This is a genomic window from Luteococcus peritonei, assembly GCF_039526385.1.
In the GTDB taxonomy this organism is placed as follows: Bacteria; Actinomycetota; Actinomycetes; order Propionibacteriales; family Propionibacteriaceae; genus Luteococcus; species Luteococcus peritonei.
Genome location: NZ_BAAAIX010000035.1, coordinates 1 through 15,916 on the forward strand (window position 1 = coordinate 1; position 15,916 = coordinate 15,916).

The 15,916-nt window shown below is 71.3% G+C and carries 18 protein-coding genes; 6 read left to right on the top strand and 12 right to left on the bottom strand.

All coding sequences use genetic code 11. From position 1 onward, the window contains the following. Positions 1-99: 99 nt before the first annotated feature. Positions 100-1,332, bottom strand: a complete 1,233-nt coding sequence (gene glgC, locus ABD073_RS15020; protein WP_343875944.1) for a glucose-1-phosphate adenylyltransferase — start codon at positions 1,330-1,332, stop codon at positions 100-102. 186 nt (positions 1,333-1,518) lie between these two features. On the opposite strand from glgC, the gene glgA reads away from it, so the two are divergent. Further along, positions 1,519-2,721 carry a glycogen synthase gene (glgA, locus tag ABD073_RS15025; RefSeq protein ID WP_343875946.1) on the top strand — a complete coding sequence of 401 codons (1,203 nt, stop codon included), beginning with the start codon at positions 1,519-1,521 and terminating at the stop codon, positions 2,719-2,721. Between the two features lie 69 nt (positions 2,722-2,790). On the opposite strand, the gene ABD073_RS15030 is transcribed toward glgA, so the two are convergent. The 5 genes from ABD073_RS15030 to trhA all read right to left on the bottom strand — a co-directional run bounded on the left by ABD073_RS15030 (position 2,791) and on the right by trhA (position 6,001). Continuing rightward, positions 2,791-2,958 (bottom strand): DUF3117 domain-containing protein, encoded by a 168-nt coding sequence (locus ABD073_RS15030; RefSeq protein WP_343875948.1) that lies wholly within the window; start codon positions 2,956-2,958, stop codon positions 2,791-2,793. Positions 2,959-3,075: 117 nt separating this feature from the next. Further along, positions 3,076-3,402, bottom strand: a complete 327-nt coding sequence (locus tag ABD073_RS15035; RefSeq protein ID WP_343875949.1) for a DivIVA domain-containing protein — start codon at positions 3,400-3,402, stop codon at positions 3,076-3,078. Between the two features lie 5 nt (positions 3,403-3,407). Then, positions 3,408-4,202: an LOG family protein gene (locus ABD073_RS15040; protein ID WP_343875951.1), complete on the bottom strand. Its 795-nt coding sequence runs from the start codon at positions 4,200-4,202 to the stop codon at positions 3,408-3,410. Positions 4,203-4,225: 23 nt separating this feature from the next. After that, positions 4,226-5,296 (bottom strand): succinyl-diaminopimelate desuccinylase, encoded by a 1,071-nt coding sequence (dapE, locus tag ABD073_RS15045; RefSeq protein ID WP_343875953.1) that lies wholly within the window; start codon positions 5,294-5,296, stop codon positions 4,226-4,228. Between the two features lie 30 nt (positions 5,297-5,326). Next, complete coding sequence (gene trhA / locus ABD073_RS15050) at positions 5,327-6,001, bottom strand: PAQR family membrane homeostasis protein TrhA (RefSeq protein ID WP_386751575.1); 675 nt, start codon at positions 5,999-6,001, stop codon at positions 5,327-5,329. Between the two features lie 128 nt (positions 6,002-6,129). Here trhA and ABD073_RS15055 point away from each other — a divergent pair, with 128 nt between their 5' ends. Then, a complete protein-coding gene (locus tag ABD073_RS15055) occupies positions 6,130-6,942 on the top strand; it encodes an isoprenyl transferase (RefSeq protein ID WP_343875957.1) in 813 nt (270 codons plus the stop codon). A gap of 1 nt (position 6,943) precedes the next feature. Here the strand turns inward: ABD073_RS15055 and ABD073_RS15060 are convergent, their stop codons facing one another. Next, entirely contained in the window at positions 6,944-7,714 is a 771-nt protein-coding gene (locus ABD073_RS15060) for a hypothetical protein (protein ID WP_343875959.1), read from the bottom strand. 154 nt (positions 7,715-7,868) lie between these two features. Between ABD073_RS15060 and ABD073_RS15065 the strand changes: the two genes are divergently transcribed. Further along, complete coding sequence (locus tag ABD073_RS15065; RefSeq protein WP_343875961.1) at positions 7,869-8,507, top strand: TetR/AcrR family transcriptional regulator; 639 nt, start codon at positions 7,869-7,871, stop codon at positions 8,505-8,507. Here ABD073_RS15065 and ABD073_RS15070 read toward each other — a convergent pair. Further along, complete coding sequence (locus ABD073_RS15070; protein WP_343875963.1) at positions 8,479-10,512, bottom strand: thioredoxin domain-containing protein; 2,034 nt, start codon at positions 10,510-10,512, stop codon at positions 8,479-8,481. The genes ABD073_RS15065 and ABD073_RS15070 overlap by 29 nt on opposite strands. Before the next feature lie 67 nt (positions 10,513-10,579). Between ABD073_RS15070 and ABD073_RS15075 the strand changes: the two genes are divergently transcribed. Then, the gene (locus tag ABD073_RS15075) at positions 10,580-10,762 is read left to right on the top strand and encodes a hypothetical protein (protein ID WP_343875964.1); all 183 of its coding nucleotides are present in this window, start codon (positions 10,580-10,582) and stop codon (positions 10,760-10,762) included. A gap of 76 nt (positions 10,763-10,838) precedes the next feature. Here ABD073_RS15075 and mca read toward each other — a convergent pair whose 3' ends face one another. After that, entirely contained in the window at positions 10,839-11,753 is a 915-nt protein-coding gene (mca, locus tag ABD073_RS15080; protein WP_343875966.1) for a mycothiol conjugate amidase Mca, read from the bottom strand. A gap of 91 nt (positions 11,754-11,844) precedes the next feature. Between mca and ABD073_RS15085 the strand changes: the two genes are divergently transcribed. Together ABD073_RS15085 and greA are read left to right on the top strand one after the other, a co-directional pair. Next, positions 11,845-12,246: a DUF4307 domain-containing protein gene (locus ABD073_RS15085; protein WP_343875968.1), complete on the top strand. Its 402-nt coding sequence runs from the start codon at positions 11,845-11,847 to the stop codon at positions 12,244-12,246. A gap of 55 nt (positions 12,247-12,301) precedes the next feature. Beyond that, positions 12,302-12,808 (top strand): transcription elongation factor GreA, encoded by a 507-nt coding sequence (greA, locus tag ABD073_RS15090; protein WP_343875970.1) that lies wholly within the window; start codon positions 12,302-12,304, stop codon positions 12,806-12,808. Positions 12,809-12,873: 65 nt separating this feature from the next. Here greA and ABD073_RS15095 read toward each other — a convergent pair whose 3' ends face one another. From ABD073_RS15095 to ABD073_RS15105, 3 genes are all read right to left on the bottom strand, one after another. Continuing rightward, positions 12,874-13,359, bottom strand: a complete 486-nt coding sequence (locus tag ABD073_RS15095) for a DUF2089 family protein (RefSeq protein WP_343875971.1) — start codon at positions 13,357-13,359, stop codon at positions 12,874-12,876. Continuing rightward, a complete protein-coding gene (locus ABD073_RS15100) occupies positions 13,356-14,465 on the bottom strand; it encodes a hypothetical protein (protein ID WP_343875972.1) in 1,110 nt (369 codons plus the stop codon). Before ABD073_RS15100 ends, ABD073_RS15095 begins: the two co-directional genes overlap by 4 nt. Before the next feature lie 69 nt (positions 14,466-14,534). Further along, positions 14,535-15,863, bottom strand: a complete 1,329-nt coding sequence (locus ABD073_RS15105; protein ID WP_343875973.1) for an AI-2E family transporter — start codon at positions 15,861-15,863, stop codon at positions 14,535-14,537. Between the last annotated feature and the right edge of the window lie 53 nt (positions 15,864-15,916).

Consider the following 15,916-nt stretch of genomic DNA (forward strand, 5'->3'; position numbering starts at 1 on the left):
TCCACAAACGACACGGTCCTCACAACTCCCAAAAATCGGGGTGTTGCGAGGACCGTTAGAACCCGCCATCCGGATGCGGGGCCCTTCGTCGTCAGTCCCTCACCACTCGGTGGAGGGGACCATCACGCCCTTGCCGACCACGGTGATGCCGCCGTCGGAGACCGAGAAGCCGCGCGCGCGGTCGTGGTCGTGGTTGACACCGATCTCCACGCCGTCGGGGACCACCACGTTCTTGTCCAGGATGGCGTTGTGCACCACGGCATTGCGGCCGATCCGCACCCCGCTCATCAGGATCGAGCGGTCCACCCGGGCCCACTTCTGGATGTGGACGTTGGGGCTCATCACGGTGCGGTCCACGTCGCCGCCGGAGATGATGCAGCCCGGTGAGACGATGGAGTCCTCGGCATTGCCACGCAGCGTGAACTTGGCGCCGGGCGCCTGCACCTGGGTGGTCCAGATCGGCCACTCGCCGTTGTACAGGTTGAACTGCGGGACCACCGAGACCAGGTCCATGTGCGCCTCGTGGTAGGCGTCGATGGTGCCCACGTCGCGCCAGTAGCTGCGGTCCTCCTCGGTGGCGCCGGGCACCACGTTGTCGCGGAAGTCGTAGACCTGCGCGTCGCCCCGGCTCACGAAGGAGGGGATGATGTCGCCGCCCATGTCGTGGCCGGCGTCGGGATCGTTGGCGTCGGCCTCCAGCGCCTCGATCAGCGCCTTGCGGGTGAAGACGTAGTTGCCCATGGATGCGAAGGACTCCTCCGGGGAGTCCGGCAGGCCGGGCGGGTCGCCGGGCTTCTCGAGGAAGGCCTTGATCTTGCCCTTCTCGTCGGCGTCGATGATACCGAAGGCGCTGGCCTCGGAGCGCGGCACGCGGATGCCGGCGACCGTGCAGCCCAGCCCGGAGTCGATGTGGCTCTGCAGCATCTGGTCGACGTCCATGCGGTAGATGTTGTCCGCACCGAAGACCACGATGTAGTCCGGGTCCTCGTCGTCGATCAGGTTCTTCGACTGGTAGATGGCATCGGCGCTGCCCTGGTACCAGCGGGGTCCGAGGCGCTGCTGGGCGGGCACCGGCGTCACGTAGTTGCCCAGCATGGTGGACATCCGCCAGGTGAGCGAGATGTGGCGGTCCAGCGAGTGCGACTTGTACTGGGTCAGCACGCAGATCTGGCGCAGCTCGGAGTTGGCCAGGTTGGACAGCACGAAGTCGATCAGTCGGTAGGTTCCCCCGAAGGGAACGGCGGGCTTGGCCCGATCGGCGGTCAGCGGCATGAGTCGCTTGCCCTCGCCGCCGGCCAGGACCAGGGAGAGCACCTTCGGTCTTGTGGTCATGGGTGAAACCTATGGCGCGCAACTCGGCTTCCACAAGGGAGTGGCGCCATTTGCCACAGGGTGGGACGACGCGCCGACGAATCCCTGTCAGACGGTCGCACGACCACCCCTGCGACAGCCCGGTCCGGGCCGTCAAAAGCGGCTGGTGACCCTTCCCGGGGCACGCCTGCTGTGCGAGCATCAAGCATGCGCGTATCCATCCTGACCCGTGAGTACCCACCCTCCATCTACGGCGGCGCCGGGGTGCACGTCGCCCAGCTCGTCCCCCAGCTCGCCAAGCTCATCGACGTCGATGTGCAGTGCATGGGCGAGCCGCGCGACGGAGCCACCGCCCATGCGGAGAACTTCCCGCCCGGCGCCAATGCCGCGCTGCGCGTGCTGGGCGCCGACCTGTCCATGGTCAGCGCCGTCCCCTCCGACGTGGAGCTGGTGCACTCCCACACCTGGTATGCCAACATGGCCGGCCACCTGTCCGGCCTCTTCCTGGACGTGCCGCACGTGGTCAGCGCCCACTCGCTGGAGCCCGACCGCCCCTGGAAGGCCGAGCAGCTCGGGGGCGGCTACCGGATCAGCTCCTGGATCGAGCGCACCTGCTACGGCGCCGCGGATGCGGTCATCGCGGTCAGCGAGGGCATGAAGGGTTCCATCCTGAAGGCCTACCCGGAGCTGGAGCCGGACAAGGTGCACGTGGTGCTCAACGGCATCGACCCCGAGGAGTTCAAGCCGGACACCGGCACCGAGGTGTGCCAGCGGATCGGCATGGACCCCTCGCGTCCGTCGGTGGTCTTCGTGGGGCGCATCACCCGGCAGAAGGGCCTGGTGCACCTGGTGCGCGCCGCACAGATGCTGGACCCCGAGACCCAGCTCATCCTGCTGGCCGGCGCCCCGGACACCCCCGAGATCGCCGAGGAGTTCAACCAGGCCTTCGACGCGCTGAAGAAGACCCGTGGCGGTGGGGTGGTGTGGATCCAGGAGATGCTGCCGCGCAACGAGGTGCGCCAGGTGATGAGCAATGCCACCGTCTTCGCCTGCCCCTCCATCTACGAGCCGCTGGGCATCGTGAACCTGGAGGCGATGGCCACCGAGACCGCCGTGGTGGCCAGCGCGGTGGGCGGCATCCCCGAGGTGGTCCAGGACGGCACCACCGGCTACTTGGTGGACTACGACCCCGCCCGTGCCGACGATCCGGAGCACGTGGCCGCCTTCGAGCAGTCCTTCGCGGAGAAGATCAACCAGCTCACCCGCGATCCCGAGCTGGCCGAGCGCTTCGGCAGGGCCGGCCGGCAGCGCTGCATCGACCAGTTCAGCTGGGAGACCATCGCAGGCCAGACCGTCGAGGTCTACCGGGCCGCCATCGAACGCCACCGGGCCCGCAGCCAGGGCGCCTGAGCCGAGCAATGACAGGACCGGCGCACCCGATGGGTGCGCCGGTCCTTCATGTCCTGGGGGGCGGGCCGTTCAGCCCACGACCTCCTGCAGGCACTTGAGCAGGTCTGCGGCCTCGGTCGCGTTCAGCTCGACGACGAGCCGGCCTCCACCGTCGACGGGGACTCGCATCACGATGCCGCGTCCTTCCTTGGTGACCTCCATGGGACCATCACCCGTGCGGGGCTTCATAGCAGCCATTGCGCATCCTCATCTCTCGACACCGATTTGCACCCATTATTCCGCATCGTGGGGCACACTTGGCACCCGCCACCCCCGGCGGGCTCGTTTTCGGGGTCGCGGGAGGCGTCGGAGGGCTCAGCGCAGCAGCTCGGCCTCGGTGGCCCCGCCCTCGGTTCCGGGGCTGTCCGGCAGCGGCCGCTGCAGCTGCGGGCGCACCATCCCGGCAGCCTCCATCTGGTGGGCCAGCCGCTCCAGCAGCTCGTCCACCTGGGTCATCGAGTAGCCGCGGGTGACCACGCTGAAGCGCACCTCGCGCAGGTCCTCGGCATCCACCGGCCCGGGGGCCAGCAGCCGGGAGGGACGGTCGTCGACCACCTCGGGCATCTGGCCCCAGCGCCCGCTGCCGGCCACGAAGGCCGCGCCGAGGATCAGGACCACCACACCCGCCAGGAACCACATCATGGGGCTCATGCTGTCACAGCCCCGGCAGCGGCCCCGGTGACGTGCGCCACGGCGGCCTGCTCGTCGTCGGTGACCAGGAACATGTCCAGGTCGGTCTCGTTGATGTAGCCGTCGGCCAGCGCCTGGCTGCGCAGCCAGTCCACCAGCCCGCCCCAGTAGGAGGTGCCGAAGAGCACCACGGGGAAGTGCAGCACCTTGCCGGTCTGGGCCAGGGTGAGCGCCTCGAAGAGCTCGTCGAAGGTGCCGAAGCCGCCCGGCATCACGATGAAGCCCTGCGAGTACTTCAGGAACATCACCTTGCGGGCGAAGAAGTAGCGGAAGTTGATGCCCAGGTTCACCCAGCGGTTCATCGAGGCCTCGAAGGGCAGCTCGATGCCCAGGCCCACGGAGGTGCCGCCGCCCTCGGAGGCGCCCTTGTTGGCGGCCTCCATCACCCCGGGGCCGCCGCCGGTGATCACGGCGCGCCCGCGGGCCACCAGCTCGCGGCCCATCCGCTCGGCCGCCTCGTACATCGGGTGCCCGGGACGGGTGCGGGCCGAGCCGAAGACGGCGATGGCCGGGCCGAGCTCGGCCAGCGTGCCGAAGCCCTCCACGAACTCGGACTGGATGCGCAGCACTCGCCAGGGGTCCTCGTGGGCCCAGTCGGCAGCACCTCCGGGTTCCAGCAGCCGCTGGTCGGCGGTGGTGCCCTTCACCTGTTCCTGGCGCCGGATCACGGGCCCGACGTGCGCGGTGGTGCCCTTGCCGGGGGCATTGTCGGGCGGGCCGTGGCGATCGGCGCGTGCCTTCGGGTTGGGCATCCTCACTCCTTGTCGATGGGTGGTCAGCGGAGCCAGCGGCGCAGTGCCTCGGCGCAGGCGTCCAGGTCCGCCACCGGGCAGAACTCGTCGTCGGTGTGGGCCTTGTTGGGGTCGGCCGGCCCGAAGTTCACGGCCGGGATGCCGAGGGCGCTGAAGCGTGCCACGTCGGTCCAGCCGTACTTGGGTCTGGGGGTGCCGCCAACGGCCGCGACGAAGTCCTGGGCGGCGGGCAGGTCGAGCCCGGGCCGGGCCGCCGGGGAGAGGTCCACCACGCGCATCTCGAAGCCCTCGAAGAGCTCGCGCATCAGAGCCTCGGCCTGCTCGGGCGACTTGTCCGGGGCGAAGCGGTAGTTGACGTGCACGGCGCACTCGTCGGGGATCACGTTGCCGGCCACGCCGCCGCGGATCTGCACCGCGTTCAGGCCCTCGCGGTAGGTGAGGCCGTCCACCTCCACCTCGCGCTGCTCGAAGCCCTGCAGCCGTTCCAGGACGGCGGTCATGTCGTGGATCGCGTTGTGGCCCAGCCAGCCGCGCGCGGAGTGGGCCGCACTGCCCCGCGTGGTGATCCAGAAGCGCATGGTGCCCTGGCAGCCGCCCTCGATCCGGGCGCTGGTGGGCTCCATCAGGATGGCGAAGTCGGCGGCCAGCAGGTCGGGACGGTCACGGGCGATGTGGCCCAGGCCGTTCTGGTCGCCCGCCACCTCCTCGTTGTCGTAGAAGACCCAGGTGACGTCGTGGCGCGGCGAGTCCAGCTCGGCGGCCAGCGCCAGGGCGACGGCCACCCCGCCCTTCATGTCGCAGCTTCCGCGCCCGATGACAGCATCCACCCCGGCCACCGTCTCCCGGCGGCTGGGGAGGTTGGCCGCCACCGGCACGGTGTCCAGGTGTCCGGCCACGGCCACGCGCTGCGAGCGGCCCAGCTCGGTGCGGGCGACGACGCAGTTGCCGAGCCGCTCCACCGCCAGGTGTGGCCGGCCGGTCAGGGCCTGCTCCACCCGGTCGGCCAGGTGGGCCTCGTTGCCGCTGACGCTCTCCACGTCGACGACGGCCTGCAGCAGGTCGGCCAGGGGCAGCGAGAGGTCCAGGGTGTCCATGACGACGAGCCTAGCCGCAGCGCCGGGGACTCAGCCGAAGAGCGCCAGCCAGATGGCCAGGTAGTGGCACAGCGCGGCCAGCACGGTGCAGGCGTGGAAGATCTCGTGGAAGCCGAAGGTGGCCGGCCACGGGTTGGGGCGCTTGAGGCCGTAGACCACCGCGCCGAGCGAGTAGATGACTCCCCCGGCCGCGATCAGCCCCACCACCAGCGGGCCGGCGGCGCTCCAGAACTGGCCCAGCCAGCCCACCGCGGCCCAGCCCATCGCCAGGTAGAGCGCGACGTAGAGCCAGCGCGGCGCGCCGATCCAGAAGACCCGGAAGAGCACCCCGGCCAGGGCGCAGCCCCAGATCAGGGCCAGCAGCAGGCGCAGCGAGCGGCCGTGCAGCAGGGCGACGGCGAGCGGCGTGTAGCTGCCGGCGATGAAGACGAAGATGTTGGCATGGTCCACCCGCCGGAAGACCGCGTGCGCGCGGGGGCTCCAGCTGCCCCGGTGGTAGAAGGCGGAGTTGGTGAACAGCAGCAGCGCGCTCAGGGTGTAGACCGCGCAGGCCAGCCGTTCGCCGCGGGTCGGGGCCAGGGCCACCAGCAGGATGCCGGCCACCAGCATCACCGGGGCGAAGAACTGGTGCAGCCAGCCGCGCAGCAGGGGTTTGACCACCTGCTCGACGCGATCCTGCGGCGTGTGCGAGACGCCCTGGGCCACCGGCGGGGTGGCGCTGCCGCGGTGCGGCTGCTGCGTCCTGTCCATGGAACCTACGGTAGCGTAGGTTCGAGCTATTTGAACCACCCGGTCACAGCGGAGCGACAGCCACGGCCACTACTGTTGCCGGCATGACCCGGCGGGACCGACTCAGCGAGAAGATCGACAGGATGCATCCGTCCGGCCTGCTCTACAGCACGTACGAGGCGCGTCTGGTGGGTGAGCTGGACAAGCAGGCCATGCCGCGCCACGTCGCCGTGCTGGCCGACGGCAACCGTCGCTGGGCCCGGATGAATGCCCCTGACCAGCCTCTGGTGACCGGCTACCAGGCCGGGGCCGACAAGCTCAAGGACTTCGTCGGGTGGTGCCAGGAGATCGGCGGCATCCAGGTGGTGACGCTGTGGGTGCTCAGCACCGACAATCTCTCGCGCTCCGAGGCCGACGAGCTGAACCCGCTGCTGGACGTGATCACCCAGCTGGTCACCGACCTGGCGGCCGACGGCCGCTGGCGGGTGCAGGCGATGGGAGACATGGGCCTGCTCCCCCGCCCGATGGCCGAGCGGCTGGCCGAGGCCAAGCGCTCCACCGCCCAGGTGGACGGGATGCTGGTCAACGTCGCCATCGCCTACGGGGGCCGCCACGAGCTGCGCGATGCGGTGCGCTCGCTCATGCTGGCCGAGGCGAAGCGCGGCACCACCCTGGAGCAGCTGGCCCAGGACCTGGACATCGACCAGATCGAGCAGCACCTCTACACCAAGGGGATGCCGGACCCAGACCTGATCATCCGCACCTCGGGCGAGCAGCGCCTGTCCGGCTTCCTGATGTGGCAGAGCGCGCACAGCGAGTTCTACTTCTGCGAGGCGCTGTGGCCCGACTTCCGCCGGGTGGACTTCCTGCGCGCGCTGCGCTCCTACAGCCAGCGCGAGCGCCGCTTCGGGCGCTGACTCACACCCGCCCCACGAACAGCGCCCGGGAGCACAGCTCGTCGACCCGACGGATCCGGTGCGCCATCACCAGGCCACCCGCCCCGGCGCAGCCCACCAGCAGGGCCAGCAGCAGCAGCGCCGGCGAACTCTCGTGGCCACCGAGCTGCCAGCCCAGCAGCCCCGCGGCCAGCAGCAGAGCCGCCGTCCCCGGATGACCCCAGAGCCGGGCGCGCGCCGCGAAGGGCGAGTCCACCGGCACCCCCGGCCAGACATCGGGATCGGTGCGCACCGCCTCGCGCAGCCCCACCCTGGCCGTGGCCAGCGCCTCGCGGGCCCGCAGCCACAGGGCGAGCTGCCCGGTGAGCACCGCCAGCAGCAGGAGCAAGGTCACTCGCAGAGCCAGCCAGCCGTCCACCGGCCAGCGCAGCCAGGCGCGATCGCCCAGACCGAGCAGGGACAGCGTGTGCGGCGCGAGCTGGTTGAGCAGATGGCTGGCCACTAGCCAGAGCACCGCGGCCAGGCCGAGGGCACCGCAGGCCAGCAGGGACAGCCGGGCCAGGCCCTCACGCCAGGAGACCCGGGGCACCAGGGCGTCGATCCGCTCCTGCAGGGCCTCGCGGTCCTCGTCGTCGGTGAGGTCGACGCGCAAGCGCAGCAGCCGACGAGCGAAGAGCTCGGCCTCCCGGGTGCCCAGCAGGAGCTGGACCTCGGGCCCCAGCACCTGCATCACGGCGCGGGCCCGCGGGTCCACCGTTGCGACGAGGCCACCACGGATCGCGGTGCTGGTCATGAAGTCCCCCTTGCCAGGCGCCGACACTGGCGCCCTGAGGGCATCCTTGCGTCTCACCCTGTGACGGACAACAGACCTTCGGCCAGCGCTGGGTGATGTGGCACGATCGTGCCCTCTTCTTCACCCGCCCGCAGCGCACCGCCCAGGAGCAGTGATGACCCCACGCCCCGCCAGCACCAGCAGCGCCGAGGTCGTGCGCCATGCCATGTCCCTGCTCGAGGAGCAGGGCCCCGAGGCCTTCAGCATGCGCAAGCTGGGCGCGGCGATGGGGATCGACCCGATGACCGTCTACCACCACGTGCCCAACAAGGCGGCGCTGTTCGACCTGGTGGTCGACGAGCTGTGGAGCGGGATGCACCCGCAGGCCGACGGGGGCTGGAGCGAGCAGGTCTCCAGCCTGGCCCACGAGCTGCGCCGGGTGCTGCTCGAGCACCCCCGACTGGTCGTGCTGGTGGCCACCCGCCCGATCGTGACGCCGCGGCTGATGGGCCTGGCCGACGAACTGGTCGGTCGGCTCGACGAGCAGGGGCTGCCGTCCGCGCAGGCGATGCAGCTGCTGGACTGCGTCGTGGCCTTCACCGTCGGCAAGGTGCAGGGCGAGTTGCGCCAACCCGTCGGGGGCGACGACCTCTCGCCCGAGCAGGCGCTGGCCGCGATGGCCGAGCAGGCGCCCCACCTGGCCCGTGCGGCCTCCGAAGGCTACGGCTGGCAGCCCGACGAGGAGTTCACCACCGGGCTGGGGGCACTGCTGGCCGGATGGCCGGTCAGCAGCGGCTCCACAGCGGGGTCTTGAGCTCGGTGTAGTCGGTGGTGGGCTCGAAGCAGACCTCACCGCGACAGACATAGGCGGTGGGCCGGTCCTCGCGCTGGGTGCGGTCCTCGAAGAGGTGACCGAAGCCCTGCGTGCCGGCCGGTGCCACGACGATCGCGGAGCCGGCCGGCGCCATCCGCCAGGCGGCCGTCGCCAGCCGGGAGATGCCGGGCTCGTCCTGCACCACGACCACCTGCGCGGGCCTCAGGCCGCGGCGCGCCTCGTCGGCCACCAGGGCGTCGGCCAGCGACCAGCCGGCGAAGCGGGGCTGTGAGGCGACGAGCGGCCAGGTGGTGCGGGCGGCGCGGTCGGCACGCTCCACCAGGGCCGGCTCGCAGGCCAGCAGGCCCACCAGGCGCAGCGCCGCCACCAGCGAGCTGGTGCCCGAGGGAGTGGCATTGTCCGAGATGTCGCGGGGGCGCTGGAAGAGCTCGTCGCTGGCCTCGGCATCCCAGAAGCCACCGTCCTCGGCGCCGAAGCGAGCCTCCGCGCGCGCCAGCAGCCACTGGGCGCGCTCCAACCAGAGCGCCTCGCCGGTGGCACCGGCCAGCCGGGCCAGGCCCAGCGCCAGGCAGCCGTGGTCCTCGGCGACGGCCGGAGTGGTGCCGGCGACCCCGTCGCGCGAGGTGCGCACGAAGCGGTCCGCGGCCTGGTCCACGTGGATCTCCCAGACGGCCTGGGCGGCACCGCGGGCCAGCTCCAGCCAGGCCGGCTCGGCGAAGGTCATGGCGGCGGCGACCAGCGAGTCCACCAGCAGGCCGTTCCAGGCGGCCACCACCTTGTCGTCGCGCGAGGGCGGGAAGCGGTTGTCGCGCTCGGTGCGCAGCCGCTCCAGGACGGCGGTCAGCCGGGCCTGGTCCGGGGAGCCGTGCAACTGCAGCGTGGACAGGCCGTGCTCGAAGGTGCCCTGGTCGTGCACGTGGAAGACCTGGCGGGCCCAGGCGCCGTCCGCCTCGCCCAGCGCGTCGACCAGCAGCTCGGGATTCCAGACGTAGTAGATGCCCTCGGCCACCATGCCGCGGATGTCGACGCTGTCGGCGTCGAGGCTGGCGGCGAAGGCCCCCTGCTCGGTGCGCATCTCACGCTCCAGCCACTCCACCGTGGAGTAGATGACGTGCTCGTAGACCTCGCGCTTGTAGCCGTCGTGGTCGGCGGTGCGTCGCCAGCAGCGCACATAGCTGCCCAGCAGCAGGGCGTTGTCGTAGAGCATCTTCTCGAAGTGGGGCACCACCCAGCCGACGTCGGTGGAGTAGCGGTGGAAGCCGCCGCCCACCCGGTCGAAGAGGCCGCCGCGGGCCATCATCTCGCAGGTGAGCTGGGCCATGTCGAGGCTGGTGGGGTCACCCTTGACCAGCAGCGCGTCGAGCACCATGGCCGGCGGGAACTTCGGCGCGGAGCCGAAGCCGCCGTGGATCATGTCGTAGTTCTTGCCGAGCAGTTCCAGGGTCTCGCGGGCAGTGGGCACCTGGTCGCTGGTCTGCACCGGGTTCAGGTCGGCCAGCTGGGAGGCGATGCTGCCCGCGGACTCGGTGACCTCGCCACGACGCTCGCGCCAGGCGTCGGCCAGGGCGGTGAGCACCTGCATGAAGGAGGGGCGTCCGGGGGCCGGCAGCGGCGCGAAGTAGGTGCCGGCGAAGAAGGGCTGGCCCTGCGGGGTGAGGAAGACCGTCATCGGCCAGCCACCCTGGCCGGTCAGCGCCTGGGTGGCGTTCATCAGGACGGCGTCGACGTCGGGCCGCTCCTCGCGGTCCACCTTGACGCTCACGAAGTGCTGGTTCATGAACTCGGCGGTCTCGTGGTCGTCGAAGCTCTCGTGGGCCATCACGTGGCACCAGTGGCAGGCGGCGTAGCCGGTGCTCACCAGCAGCGGCAGGTCGCGTTCGCGGGCCGCCGCGAAGGCCTCCGGACCCCACGGGTACCAGTCCACCTCCTGGTGCGCGTGCTGCTGCAGATAGGGGCTGGTGGACTCGGCGAGACGGTTCGGCACCCGGCCAGCCTATCCGTCGCCCGCAGGCCGCCTCGCCCTCGTCCGGCGCCGGGTCTATCCTGCTGCCATGGTCTTGATGCTCTCCAGCGGTCAGCTCACCCTGGTCACCTTCTGCGTGATCGCCGCCTTCATCATCCTGGGTGTGCTCAGCATGCGTCGACATGTGCGCCGCATCGACGCCCCCTGGGAGGCCGACCTGTCCGAGGAGGGCCGCCGCGCGCAGGACTTCGAGCGCACCACCCGCAACTGAGCACCGCCCGCGCAGCCGCGCGCCAGGCAGCAGCAGGCCCCCGCCGCCCCTCAGGGCGACGGGGGCCTGCTCGCGCTCAGATGGTGTAGCTGCCCTGGTCCTGCTCGCCGCGAAGGCCTGCGAACAGGTCGCTCTCGGGCCGGGCCGTCTCGACGTTCGTCCAGGCCAGCTCGAAGTCCTCGGTGGGCCAGGCCCGCTTCTGGGTCTCGGTGGGGACGGCGAACCACGGCCCCTCCGGGTCGATCTGCGTGGCGTGCGCCTTGAGCGCCTCGTCGCGCACCTCGAAGTAGTCGGCGCAGGGCACGAAGGTGGTGATCCGCTTCTCCACGTCACGGTCCTCCCAGGCGGCCAGCCGCTCCGAGTAGGGCGAGGGCATGCCGGCCTCGTGCATGGCCTGGTCCAGGGCGGCATAGCGCAGCCGGTGGAAGCTCATCTGGTAGTAGACCTTGCTCACCTGCCAGGGCTCGCCCAGCTCAGGCCAGGCGGCGGGGTCGGCCGCCTGCTTCACCGCGGACATGGTCACCTTGTGGCACATGATGTGGTCCGGGTGCGGATAGCCGCCGTTCTCGTCGTAGGTGGTCACCACCTGCGGGCGGAAGTCCCGCAGGATGGCCACCAGCGGCCCGGCCGCCAGCTCCACGTCCTGCAGGGCGAAGCAGCCCTCGGGCAGCGGGGGCAGCGGGTCGCCCTCCGGCAGACCGGAGTCGACGAAACCCAGCCAGCGCTGCTCCACGCCCAGGATCTCGCGGGCCGCCTCCATCTCGCGCGCCCGGATGCCGGCGATGTCGGCCCAGACGTCAGGGCGGTCCATCTTCGGGTTCAGCACGCTGCCGCGCTCGCCACCGGTACAGGTGGCCACCATCACCTGGATCCCTTCGGCCACGTACTTGGCCGTGGTCGCGGCACCCTTGCTCGACTCGTCGTCGGGATGGGCGTGGACGTGGAGCAGGCGCAGCTGCTCGGGTGCTGGGCTCTGGTGAGTCGCGGACATGGCGCCCATTGTGGCCCACCACGGCGCCGTCGCCGGACGACCGCCCACCGGTGGGACGTGCCCGTTACGGGGACAGGGCACAATGGAGGCCGTGAGCAGCCCCGACGACGCCCAGAGGATCCTCGAGCGCTATCCCGTGCCCCCGGCGCGGCACCGGCTCTACCTGGCCCTGGTCACGGTGCTCGCCCTGGTACTGGCGGGCTGGCTGGTCTGGGCCGGTGGCCACGGCTCGCGCACCCCGGTGGCCGCCGACGTCCACTCCTTCCACGTCGTCGACGACAACCGGATCGACGCCGACCTGCGGGTGCAGCGCGAGGACCCCACGCGGCCCGCGCGCTGCGTGCTGCGCGCCACCGCAGAGAACTTCGTGCAGGTGGGTGAGCTGGACGCCGAGATCGCGCCCGGCACGGCCCAGATGGAGCGGGTCGTGGTGCCGGTGCGCACCATCCATCGCGCCACCACGGTCGAGGTCATCAGCTGCCGGCTGGCCTGAGGGACACCCGCCCAGAAGCCTTGGGCCGCGGCGGGCCCTTTGATAGCCTCTCCCAATGGCTGAAAACCCGACCGATGTGATCTGGCTGACCCAGGACGCCCACGACAAGCTCTCCCAGGAGCTCGAGTACCTCAAGGGCGAGGGGCGTACCGAGGTGTCCACCAAGATCGCGCAGGCCCGCGACGAGGGCGATCTGTCCGAGAACGGCGGCTACCACGCCGCCCGCGAGGAGCAGGGCCAGATGGAGGCCCGCATCCTCCAGCTCGAGGACATGCTGCGCCGCGCCCAGGTGGGCGAGGCTCCCAAGACCGGCGAGGCCGCCCCCGGCACCCAGGTCACCGTCGCCTACTTCGGCGACGAGGACGACACCGACACCTTCCTGCTGGGCTCGCGCGAGGTGATGGGCCTCGACGAGTCCGTGGACATCCAGGTCTTCAGCCCGCAGTCCCCGCTGGGTGCGGCCGTGCTGGGCAAGAAGGTGGGCGAGGAGTCCAGCTACGAGGCGCCCAACGGCAAGACCATCAAGATCACCGTGCTGAAGGTGGAGAACTTCCAGGCCTGAGCCAGCACCGACGACGCCCGCGCCCCGGTCAGGGGGCGCGGGCGTCGTGCGTGCTGCGGTTGGTCTCAGAGGCTGCGGATCAGCTCCGCGGCCTGCTCCGGGGAGAGCTCACCGCTCGCCACGCGGGCCAGTACCGCGGCCCGGCCCGTCGGCTGCGGAGCGGCCTGCTCGCCCGTCTCGTCGTGCTCGGAGCCGCCCGTCAGGGGCTGCGTCGCGACCACCGGTTCCCCGGGGCCCTGCTCCTCCGCAACCGGGTCCTCCTCGGGCTGGCCGATCTCGTCCAGGCCGAGCGCCGCCAGCAGGCCGGCCAGCCGGGCGCGGGCGGTGGGATAGCTGACGCCCTGGTGACGCGCCACCTCGCGCAGGTTGCCCCGGCTGGCCAGGAAGACGGTGAGCAGCTCCAGCTGGGCCGGTGGCAGGGTGCAGAAGCGGCAGCGTTCGAAGCGGCCCACCAGCTCGGTGCCGCAGCCGGAGCACGACAGCCTGCTGGTGCTGAGCTCGTGGGCGCAGACCGGGCAGTCGGCCGGTGCGCGGTACTGGGTCTCGGTCATCGCTGGTCCTCCTCGGACTCGGTGCTCGTGCTCTCCTGCGGCGCCTCGACGCCCTCCTGGTGGATGCTGGCGGCGCCCATCACGATGCCGATGTCCAGCCGGGCCGACCCGCTGCCGGCCACCCAGGAGTCCATCTGACCCGCTCCCCCGGGCCAGCTCACCCGGCCGAGCTGGGCATCGGCCCGGACCTCGACGTCGGCCTCGCGGGCCAGCTCGACGACCAGGTTGCCGGACTCCACCCGCACTCGGGAGCGCCCCCGGTCGAGCCGGCCGCGCACCTTGGCGCTGCCCGCCTGCACCAGGGCGTCGGTGATCTGCACCACCTCGCCGAGGTGGGCGCTTCCGGCGGTGACGCGGACCTTGCCCAGCCACGGGACATTGGTGGTGGTCAGGCTGCCGGCGGTCACCTCCACCTCCACCAGGATGTCCGGGTTCACCCGCAGCAGCAGTTCCTTGCCCAGACCCAGGGTGCGCAGGTCGTCCAGGTTGCGGGGCGGCCGGATCAGGTTGAAGCCGTCCAGCGAGGGGCCCAGCTCGCCGTCGGAGGTGACCTCCAGCACGGAACCGTTGCGGCGCAGCACGTGGGGACCGTCGGCGGCCAGCGTGGCGACGGAGCGGTCACCCAGGATGCGCACCCGGCGGCCGGTGGCGCGCACGCTCACCTTCTCGACGCCGTGGCTGCCGGTGGGGCGCAGCGGTGAGGGGCCTGCCGGGGACTCCCCAAGGCCCTCCGGATCCGAGGCCGAGCCGGGGTGCCCGGCCTGGGCCCAGGTGGACTCGACGGTGTGGGCGGCGGTGCTGGCCGCGGAGCTGGCGAACTCGCTGGCGGCGCCGAACAGGTCCCGGGCGATGGCACCCCAGCTGGGCTCGGCGCGGGGGCCCGACGGCCGCGTGCCCTCGGTGGCCGCGCCATCCGGCTGCGGCTCGCTGTCCTGCTCATCGGCCGGGGACCGGTGCTCGGAGCCCTCGTGGTGGGCGGTCGCCTCGTCGTGGGCGGGAGATTCACAGGCTGCGATGCCGGCCTCCAGCCGGTCGATGCGGCGGGCGGCTTCGGCCTGGTCGATGCGACCGGCGGCCAGGTCTTCCAGGATGCTGTCAAGGTCCATGGCCACAAATGTAAAACCGACCCTTCCAGACTGGAAGGGTCGGTTCACATTCTCGGGGTGAGTTCCGGGTCAGCCCTTGCTGCCGGGCTGGATCTGGTCGGGCAGTGAGCCCTCCCGCGCCGAGGCCTCCATCACCGCGGCCATCGCCTCAGGTCCGGGCGGCAGGTCGTCGATCTTGGTCTCGGCACGCTCCTCGCGCACCTCCCCCTCGTCGGGCAGCTGGTCGGTGGCCGGGGGCTTGTCCGGGTCCTGCTCGCTCCGCCCGTGGGAGGCCAGGGCGCGGATGAAGGCATTGCCGAAGGCCATCAGCGGCACGGCGAACAGGGCGCCCAGGATACCGCCCACGATGGTGCCGATGGCGATGCCGTAGAGGACGGCCAGGGGGTGGATCGAGACCGCCTTGCCCAGCAGGAAGGGCTGCAGGCCGTGGGCCTCGATCTCCATCACGGCGACGAAGACCACCAGCATGATGATGGCCTTCCAGAAGCCCAGGGTGAGCAGCACCACGGAGGTGGCCACCAGGCCGGAGACGAAGGCGCCCAGCAGCGGAACGAAGGCGCAGATGAAGGTGAGTGCACCGATGGCGAGCCAGAGGTTGGAGCCCACCAGCAGCGCGCCCAGACCGGCCCCTGCACCGTCCACCGCGGCCACGATGACCGCCGCGCGCACATAGCTGACCAGGGCGGTCCAGCCGCGCAGGCAGGCGTCCTCGATCCGGGCGCGCTGACCCCGGGGCACCAGCTGGAAGCCGGTGCGCGCCATGCTGCGGCCCTCGAAGAGGAAGTAGAACAGCGCGAACAGGGCCAGCGCGGTGCCCGCGAAGAAGTGGCTCGCCTGGGTGCCCGCCGCGGCGGCGTAGTCAGCGGCGGCCGACTGCTGTCCCTTGGCCCACTCCACCACCTTGTCGGTGTAGCTCTCGATCTGGGCCTGCTGCAGGTGCAGCGGGCCGTTGCCGAGCCAGTTCATGAACTGCTGGTAGCTCTGCACCGCCGCATCGGCCAGGCTCGAGGACTGCTCGGCGATCTGGGTGCCCACCAGCGCGAAGATGCCGACCACCAGGCCCACCAGGAGCAGCAACGAGAGGGTGACCGCCAGCCAGCGGGGCAGGCCACGACGCTGCAGGAAGCTCTTCACCGGCCACAGCGCCGCGCACAGCAGGAGCGCGACCATGAGCGGGATGACCACCTCGGAGAGGTGGCCGAGGATGCGCCAGAAGGCGAACAACCCGGCGCCGATCACCAGCAGACGCCAGATCCAGCCGGCGGCCAGCTGGATGCCGTGCGGCACCTCGGCGGGCTGGGCGGCCTGCGCGGCCAGCAGCTCGGAGCTGATGACGGGCGCCGGCTGGCGGCCGGCGTCGTCGCGGACGAACTGTCCGAAGTTGAGCCTGAAAGCCATGGTGGGAAGGGCCCTCTCGATGCGGGGGTGGAGGCGGTGCCGGATCAGGCTAG

Bases quoted from the DNA above. Each gene is read 5' to 3' on its own strand.
- ABD073_RS15030 (WP_343875948.1), bottom strand. From the start codon at position 2,958: ATGGCTGCTATGAAGCCCCGCACGGGTGATGGTCCCATGGAGGTCACC.
- ABD073_RS15095 (WP_343875971.1), bottom strand. From the start codon at position 13,359: ATGACCGAGACCCAGTACCGCGCACCGGCCGACTGCCCGGTCTGCGCC.
- ABD073_RS15060 (WP_343875959.1), bottom strand. From the start codon at position 7,714: ATGACCAGCACCGCGATCCGTGGTGGCCTCGTCGCAACGGTGGACCCG.
- ABD073_RS15035 (WP_343875949.1), bottom strand. From the start codon at position 3,402: ATGATGTGGTTCCTGGCGGGTGTGGTGGTCCTGATCCTCGGCGCGGCC.
- ABD073_RS15055 (WP_343875957.1), top strand. From the start codon at position 6,130: ATGACCCGGCGGGACCGACTCAGCGAGAAGATCGACAGGATGCATCCG.
- ABD073_RS15105 (WP_343875973.1), bottom strand. From the start codon at position 15,863: ATGGCTTTCAGGCTCAACTTCGGACAGTTCGTCCGCGACGACGCCGGC.
- glgC (WP_343875944.1), bottom strand. From the start codon at position 1,332: ATGACCACAAGACCGAAGGTGCTCTCCCTGGTCCTGGCCGGCGGCGAG.
- ABD073_RS15065 (WP_343875961.1), top strand. From the start codon at position 7,869: ATGACCCCACGCCCCGCCAGCACCAGCAGCGCCGAGGTCGTGCGCCAT.
- mca (WP_343875966.1), bottom strand. From the start codon at position 11,753: ATGTCCGCGACTCACCAGAGCCCAGCACCCGAGCAGCTGCGCCTGCTC.
- greA (WP_343875970.1), top strand. From the start codon at position 12,302: ATGGCTGAAAACCCGACCGATGTGATCTGGCTGACCCAGGACGCCCAC.
- glgA (WP_343875946.1), top strand. From the start codon at position 1,519: ATGCGCGTATCCATCCTGACCCGTGAGTACCCACCCTCCATCTACGGC.
- dapE (WP_343875953.1), bottom strand. From the start codon at position 5,296: ATGGACACCCTGGACCTCTCGCTGCCCCTGGCCGACCTGCTGCAGGCC.
- ABD073_RS15100 (WP_343875972.1), bottom strand. From the start codon at position 14,465: ATGGACCTTGACAGCATCCTGGAAGACCTGGCCGCCGGTCGCATCGAC.
- ABD073_RS15075 (WP_343875964.1), top strand. From the start codon at position 10,580: ATGGTCTTGATGCTCTCCAGCGGTCAGCTCACCCTGGTCACCTTCTGC.
- ABD073_RS15040 (WP_343875951.1), bottom strand. From the start codon at position 4,202: ATGCCCAACCCGAAGGCACGCGCCGATCGCCACGGCCCGCCCGACAAT.